We start from the raw sequence: 5,726 nt of genomic DNA, 5'->3' as shown, positions 1-5,726 counted from the left end.
GTGACCGGCGACGATACCCGCGCCTTTCCGCCCTTCGTCGATGGTGAAAGCGCCTATTTCGCGGCGCTGAACCACGGAAAGCAGTCCATCGCGCTGGATCTGAAAACCGACGGGGATCGCGCCATCTTCGAGGCGCTTCTGGCGCGCTCTGATGTGGTGCTGGAGAATTTCCGCCCCGGTGTGATGGAAAAGCTGGGCTATGGCTGGCAGGCGCTGCATGAACGCCTGCCACGGCTGATCTATGGCGCGGTATCGGGCTTTGGCCATACCGGCCCCGAGGCAGGCAAGCCCGCCTATGACATGGTGGTACAGGCGCGCGGCGGGGTGATGGCGATCACCGGCGAGGCCGGCGGCCCGCCCGTGCGGGTGGGCGCATCCATCGGCGATGTGGTGGCGGGCATGTATCTGACCCAGGGCGTTCTGGCGGCGCTGATCGCGCGGGGCACGACCGGGCAGGGACAGAAGATCGACATCTCGATGCTGGATGCGCAACTGGCGATTCAGGAACATGCCATCGCCATCACCGGCGCGACCGGCATTCCCCCCGGCCCGACCGGTGCGCGCCATCCCACCATCACGCCCTTTGCGACCTATCGCGCCGAAGATGGCTTTGTCGTCATCGCGGCGGGCAATGACGCGATTTTCCGGCGGATGTGCGATGTGCTGGGGCTGGACACGCTGGCCGACGATCCGGCCTTTTCGACCAACGCGGCGCGTTGCGACCGGCCCGATCTGCTGAAACGCCTGATCGAATCGGTCACGCTGACGCAGAATGTCGACCATTGGATCACCGCGTTCGAGGCGGCGGGCGTGCCGACCGGCAAGGTGCAGGACATGGCCGAAGTGCTGCGCGACCCGCAGCTTCTGGCCCGCAACATGGTGGTGCATCTGGAACCGTCACAAGGCGGTGCGCGCTTTATCGCCTCGGGCAATCCGATCAAGATGTCGGACCTGCCCGATACCGGCACGCATGCCCCCGCCTCGCCGCTGGATGGTGATCGCCAGACGATCCTTGACTGGCTGGCACGGCAAAAGGCCGACGCCTGACCGGCGCATCCCCGGCCCCGGCCTATTGTCCGGGGGCCGGGGGCAGCGCCGTTTCGCGGTAGTCCAGCAACAGCCTGCCGGGGCTGCCATAGAAATTGCCGGGGCCGATCTGGCTGGTCAGGCCGTATCGTTCAAGCTGGGTCATGACCTGCGGAGCGACGTCCAGAAGGACCAGCCGCACGCCGGTCTGCTGCATGCGGCGGGCGGTGACGCGCAGCATCTGTGCCGCCGAGAAATCGACGCCGCTGATGGCCGAGGCCTCGATGCAGAGCCAGCGCAACTCGCCGCCCACGCGATTCTCGATCAGCGCGATATCGTCGGCAAAGGCCTGCATATTGGCGTAATACAGGCTGTGGGTGAAATGATAGGCGATCAGCCCCGGCAGGAATTGCCGCGCCGAGGCGACCGGGTGATAGGACCACTGCGCGGCGTCGCCCTCGCCCGGCCCCAGCACATAGTTCCGGGGGCGATAGCCGTGGCGAAGGTGATCCAGCAATGACAGGACCACAGCCAGCAGGATGCCCTCTTTCACATCGACCAGCACCACGGTCAGCGCCGTCAGCAGCGCGACGGCAAATTCGCTGCGCGCCTGACGGCGGATCTCGGCCATGCCACGGATATCCACCAGCTTGAGCCCGATCAGGAACACGATGACGGACAGCACCGCCTCGGGCAGGAAGGCCAGCGGGCGGGTCAGGAACAGCAACACCACCAGCACCGTCGCCGCCGCAGCGATCTGGGCAAGCTGGCTGCGCCCGCCCGCACTGTCCAGCATCTCGGTCTTGGTGGGGCTGCCATTGACGACGAATGTGCCGGTCAGCCCCGCCCCGATATTGGCGGCGGCAAGGCCGACAAGGTCGGTATTGGCGCTGTAGGGTTCATCATAGCGGTCGGCATAGGCGCGCGAGGTGGCGGCGCTTTGGGCAAGGATGACCACAAACATCGAAATGGCGATGGGGATCAGATCCGAGATCAGGTTCAGTGACAGGGCGATGTCGGGCAGGCGGATGGATGGCAGGCCGGTCGGCAGCGCGCCCAGAACCGCGATGCCGCGTGCCTCGAAATTGAACAGCCAGCCCGCCGTGATCATCAGCACCACGGCGATCAGCGGCCCCGGCAATTTCGGCGACAACCGTTTCGCCCCAAGGATCACCGCCAGGGTCAGCGCTGCGACCAACGCGGCGGCAAGGTTGATCTGACCGGGATGCGACAGGACATAGATCAGCTTTTCAACCGGCCCCTGCCCTTCGGCATGCATGCCCAGAACACCGCCCAATTCGCCCATCGCGACCTGAATACCCACGCCCGTCAGAAAGCCGATCAGCACGCTGCGCGACAGGAAATTCGCCAGAAATCCCAGTTCGAACACCCGCGCGGTCAACAGCAGTGCCGCAGCCATCAGCGCCAGCACCCCTGACAGCGCCAGATATTGCGCGGGATCGGTGATGGCCAGCCCGGCCAGCCCCGAGGCCAGGATGGCCGCCGTCGCCGAATCCGCGCCCACGACCAGATGGCGCGACGATCCGAACAGCGCATAAAGGAAGGCCGGGATCAGGATGGTGTAAAGCCCGGTGATCACCGGCGTGCCCGAGATTTTCGTATAGCCCATGACCTCGGGGATGGCGAGACTGGCAAGGGTTACGCCGGCGATGATCTCGGTCGGGATGCGGGCATTGCCAAGGGGCCACAATCCCTGAAGAATGACCGGCCCCTTGCCGAATGCCCGCATCGCCAACCGTCCCCTGTCCCCGTTTTCACGCGACTTTACCCTTGAGGACGCGGGCGGCTGCGTCAATGGTGCCGGGCCGCCGTTGCCGACACCGCCGCCTCGCGCCGCACCGGGGGTGGCAGCAACGAGGCAACGCCTTCGGCGATCACAAGTTCCTCATTCGTGGGAATCACGCGGACAACGACATCGCCGGTCGAGATGACGGGATCGTTGCGCTTGTTGCCGGCCTGATCCAGCGTGATCCCCAGCCACTCCATGTCCTCGCAGACCAGATTGCGGATCGTGGCCGAGTTCTCGCCGATGCCGCCGGTAAAGACCAGCGTGTCGATCCCGCCAAGGCAGGCCGCCATCGCGCCCAGTTCACGCCGGATCCGGCTGACGAAATAGGTGATGGCCTGCGCTGCCTCGGGCCGGTCCGAATCTTCCAGCGCGCGCATGTCGCTGGAAATGCCCGACAGCCCCAGAAGCCCGGATTCCTTGTACAGGATGCGGGTGATTTCGGCGGTGGTCAGCCCTTCCTCGTCGGCCATGTACAGGATCACGCCGGGATCGATCTGTCCGCAGCGCGTGCCCATGGCCAGCCCGTCCAGCGCCGAAAACCCCATAGTCGAGGCGACGGGCGCGCCATCCTCGATGGCACAGATCGAGGCGCCATTGCCCAGATGCGCCACCACCGCCCGCCCGCGACCGCCATGATCGATCAGGGACAGCCGGTCGGCAATATAGGTATAGCTGAGGCCGTGGAACCCATAGCGCCGGATCCCCGCGTCGTAATAGCGGCGCGGCAGGGCGAATGTGTCATTGACCCAGGGGTGCCCGCGATGAAAGGCAGTGTCAAAGCAGCCTATCTGCGGCACATCCGGCAGATGCTTCATCGCCGCCCGCACGCCTTGCAGGTTAAAGGGCTGATGCAGCGGCGCGAAGGGGATGTATCGCTCCAGCCGGGTCAGCATCGCCTTGTCCAGAGTGACGGGCCGGTCGATTTCGGGGCCGCCATGCACGATGCGGTGCCCGATCCCGGCAATCTGCCTGCCGTCCAGAACCGGCCGGACCGCGTCGATGATCGCCGCCATCGCGCCCTCGTGATCGACCTTGCCCAGTTTGTTTTCGCGGCTGTCCCGGCCATCGTGAAAAACCAGCCGCCCGCTGTCCGAACCCAGCTCGTCTACCTTGCCCGAGGCGCGTTCGGTCAGCCCCTGCGCCGTGTCGTAGACCGAGAACTTGATCGACGACGACCCTCCGTTAAGCGTAAAAATGCAGGTCATTTTCATCTCCTTCCGGTGTCACCCCCGGCGGCCCGCGTTGCGGGCGCACAGAACGGCCACCGCGCAAGAGGCCAGCCGCGACTTGTCGTTATCGGCGCGCGAGGTCAGGATGATCGGGCATCGGGCACCCAGAACCAGCCCGGCGGCCTCGGCATGGGCCACATAGGTCAGTTCCTTGGCCAGCATGTTGCCCGCGTCCAGATTTGGCGCGACCAGCAACTGGGCCTGCCCGGCCACCATTGAGGTGATGCCCTTGATCCGTGCGGCTTCGGCATCGACGGCATTGTCCATCGCCAGCGGGCCATCCAGCACCGCGCCCCGGATCTGGCCACGATCGGCCATCTTGCACAGGATCGCCGCGTCCAGGGTCGAGGGGATTTTCGGGTTGATCGTCTCGACCGCCGACAGGATGGCCACGCGCGGCTTTTCGACGCCAAGCGCGTGCAGCATATCGACGGCGTTCTGGATGATATCGACCTTGGTTTCCAGATCGGGGGCGATATTGATCGCGCCGTCGGTGACGGCCAGCGGATGCGGCAGGCCGGGTACATCCATGACAAAGACATGGCTCAGCCGCTTGCCGGTGCGCAGGCCGGTATCGTGGCGCAGCACCTGCGACAGCAGGATGTCGGTGTGCAGATGCCCCTTCATCAGCGCCCGCGCCTGCCCCTCGCGCACCATTGTGACGGCGCGGGCCGCCGCATCCTGATCGCCCTCGGCGGCAACGATCTGGAAGGCCGAGATATCCACGCCCAGTTCATCCGCCGCCGCCCGGATCCGGCCGGGATCGCCGACCAGCAGGGGCACGATCAGCCCGTGCTGCGCACCCAGCAGCGCGCCGCCCAGTGAATTGGCGTCTTCGGGGACGACCACGGCGGTCGGCAGCGGCTCGACCGCCTCGACCGCCTGCAGCAGGCGGTCGAAATGCACATGGCGCTGGACATTCAGCCCCGGCAGATCGGCGGCATCGACGCTGATGGTCTTGTCCGGGGCCGTGACTTCGGCCACTCCGGTCACGACCGGGGTTCCGTCGGTCAGCGACACGGTGGTCAGAAAGCGCGTCGTGCGGTCGGGGCCCTTGCCGGTCAGTTCAACGCGGATGACCAGCTCATCGCCCGGCGAGACCCGGCGATGGAATTGCAGCGACTGGCTTTTGTACAGCGTGCCCGGCCCCGGCAGCTTGTCGCCCAGAACCGCCGAAATCAGCGAACCCAGCCACATCGAAGGCGCGACGGGCTGCGCCCCCTCATCGGCACCCGCAAGGTGCAGCGGGTTCAGATTGCCCGAGGAATGTGCAAAGACCAGCAGGTCATCCATCACACAGAGCCGCCGGATCTCGGCGCTCATTCCCGTTTCCAGCCGGTCGAAGGGGATGCTTTGAAACCGTGTCATCCGCTTACCCCGCAGCCGTCTTGGATCCGCCGGCCTTGACCTCGCGAATGGTGGCGGGCTTGTTCGCCCCCGTGTCCAGCCTCTTGCGCAACCGCTTGCTTTCGGCATGCAGTTCGGTGGCGACATGCGCCTCGTCGCCAAAGGCCAGCGCAAGCGCGTCGCGAACCACCTTGCGTTCGTCATTGTCGCGCAGCAGATCGGGCAGCCCGGCCAGCGCCTCGTCGCGGGCAAAGCGGCAGATAACCGCCTGTTCGCGGACCATTTCCAGTCGCTCGTCACGGCTGAGGCTTTTC

Annotated in this window: 5 protein-coding genes; 1 reads left to right on the top strand and 4 read right to left on the bottom strand. The window is 65.7% G+C overall.

Annotated features, from left to right (window positions below; translation table 11 throughout):
- Positions 1–1,047: a CaiB/BaiF CoA transferase family protein gene (locus tag ACK5L9_RS08165; protein ID WP_416910975.1), complete on the top strand. Its 1,047-nt coding sequence runs from the start codon at positions 1–3 to the stop codon at positions 1,045–1,047.
- Between the two features lie 22 nt (positions 1,048–1,069).
- Here the strand turns inward: ACK5L9_RS08165 and ACK5L9_RS08160 are convergent, their stop codons facing one another.
- The 4 genes from ACK5L9_RS08160 to ACK5L9_RS08145 all read right to left on the bottom strand — a co-directional run.
- Complete coding sequence (locus ACK5L9_RS08160) at positions 1,070–2,776, bottom strand: SulP family inorganic anion transporter (RefSeq protein ID WP_416910974.1); 1,707 nt, start codon at positions 2,774–2,776, stop codon at positions 1,070–1,072.
- A 62-nt stretch (positions 2,777–2,838) separates the two neighbouring features.
- Complete coding sequence (locus ACK5L9_RS08155; RefSeq protein ID WP_416910973.1) at positions 2,839–4,041, bottom strand: acetate/propionate family kinase; 1,203 nt, start codon at positions 4,039–4,041, stop codon at positions 2,839–2,841.
- Positions 4,042–4,059: 18 nt separating this feature from the next.
- Positions 4,060–5,433, bottom strand: a complete 1,374-nt coding sequence (locus ACK5L9_RS08150; protein WP_416910972.1) for a bifunctional enoyl-CoA hydratase/phosphate acetyltransferase — start codon at positions 5,431–5,433, stop codon at positions 4,060–4,062.
- Between the two features lie 4 nt (positions 5,434–5,437).
- The coding region (locus ACK5L9_RS08145) for a hypothetical protein (RefSeq protein ID WP_416910971.1) at positions 5,438–5,726 on the bottom strand (289 nt) is incomplete at its 5' end.

It is taken from the genome of Paracoccus sp. (in: a-proteobacteria) (assembly GCF_047973135.1).
Taxonomy (GTDB): Bacteria; Pseudomonadota; Alphaproteobacteria; order Rhodobacterales; family Rhodobacteraceae; genus Paracoccus.
This window is presented reverse-complemented; position numbering and strand designations above follow the sequence as displayed.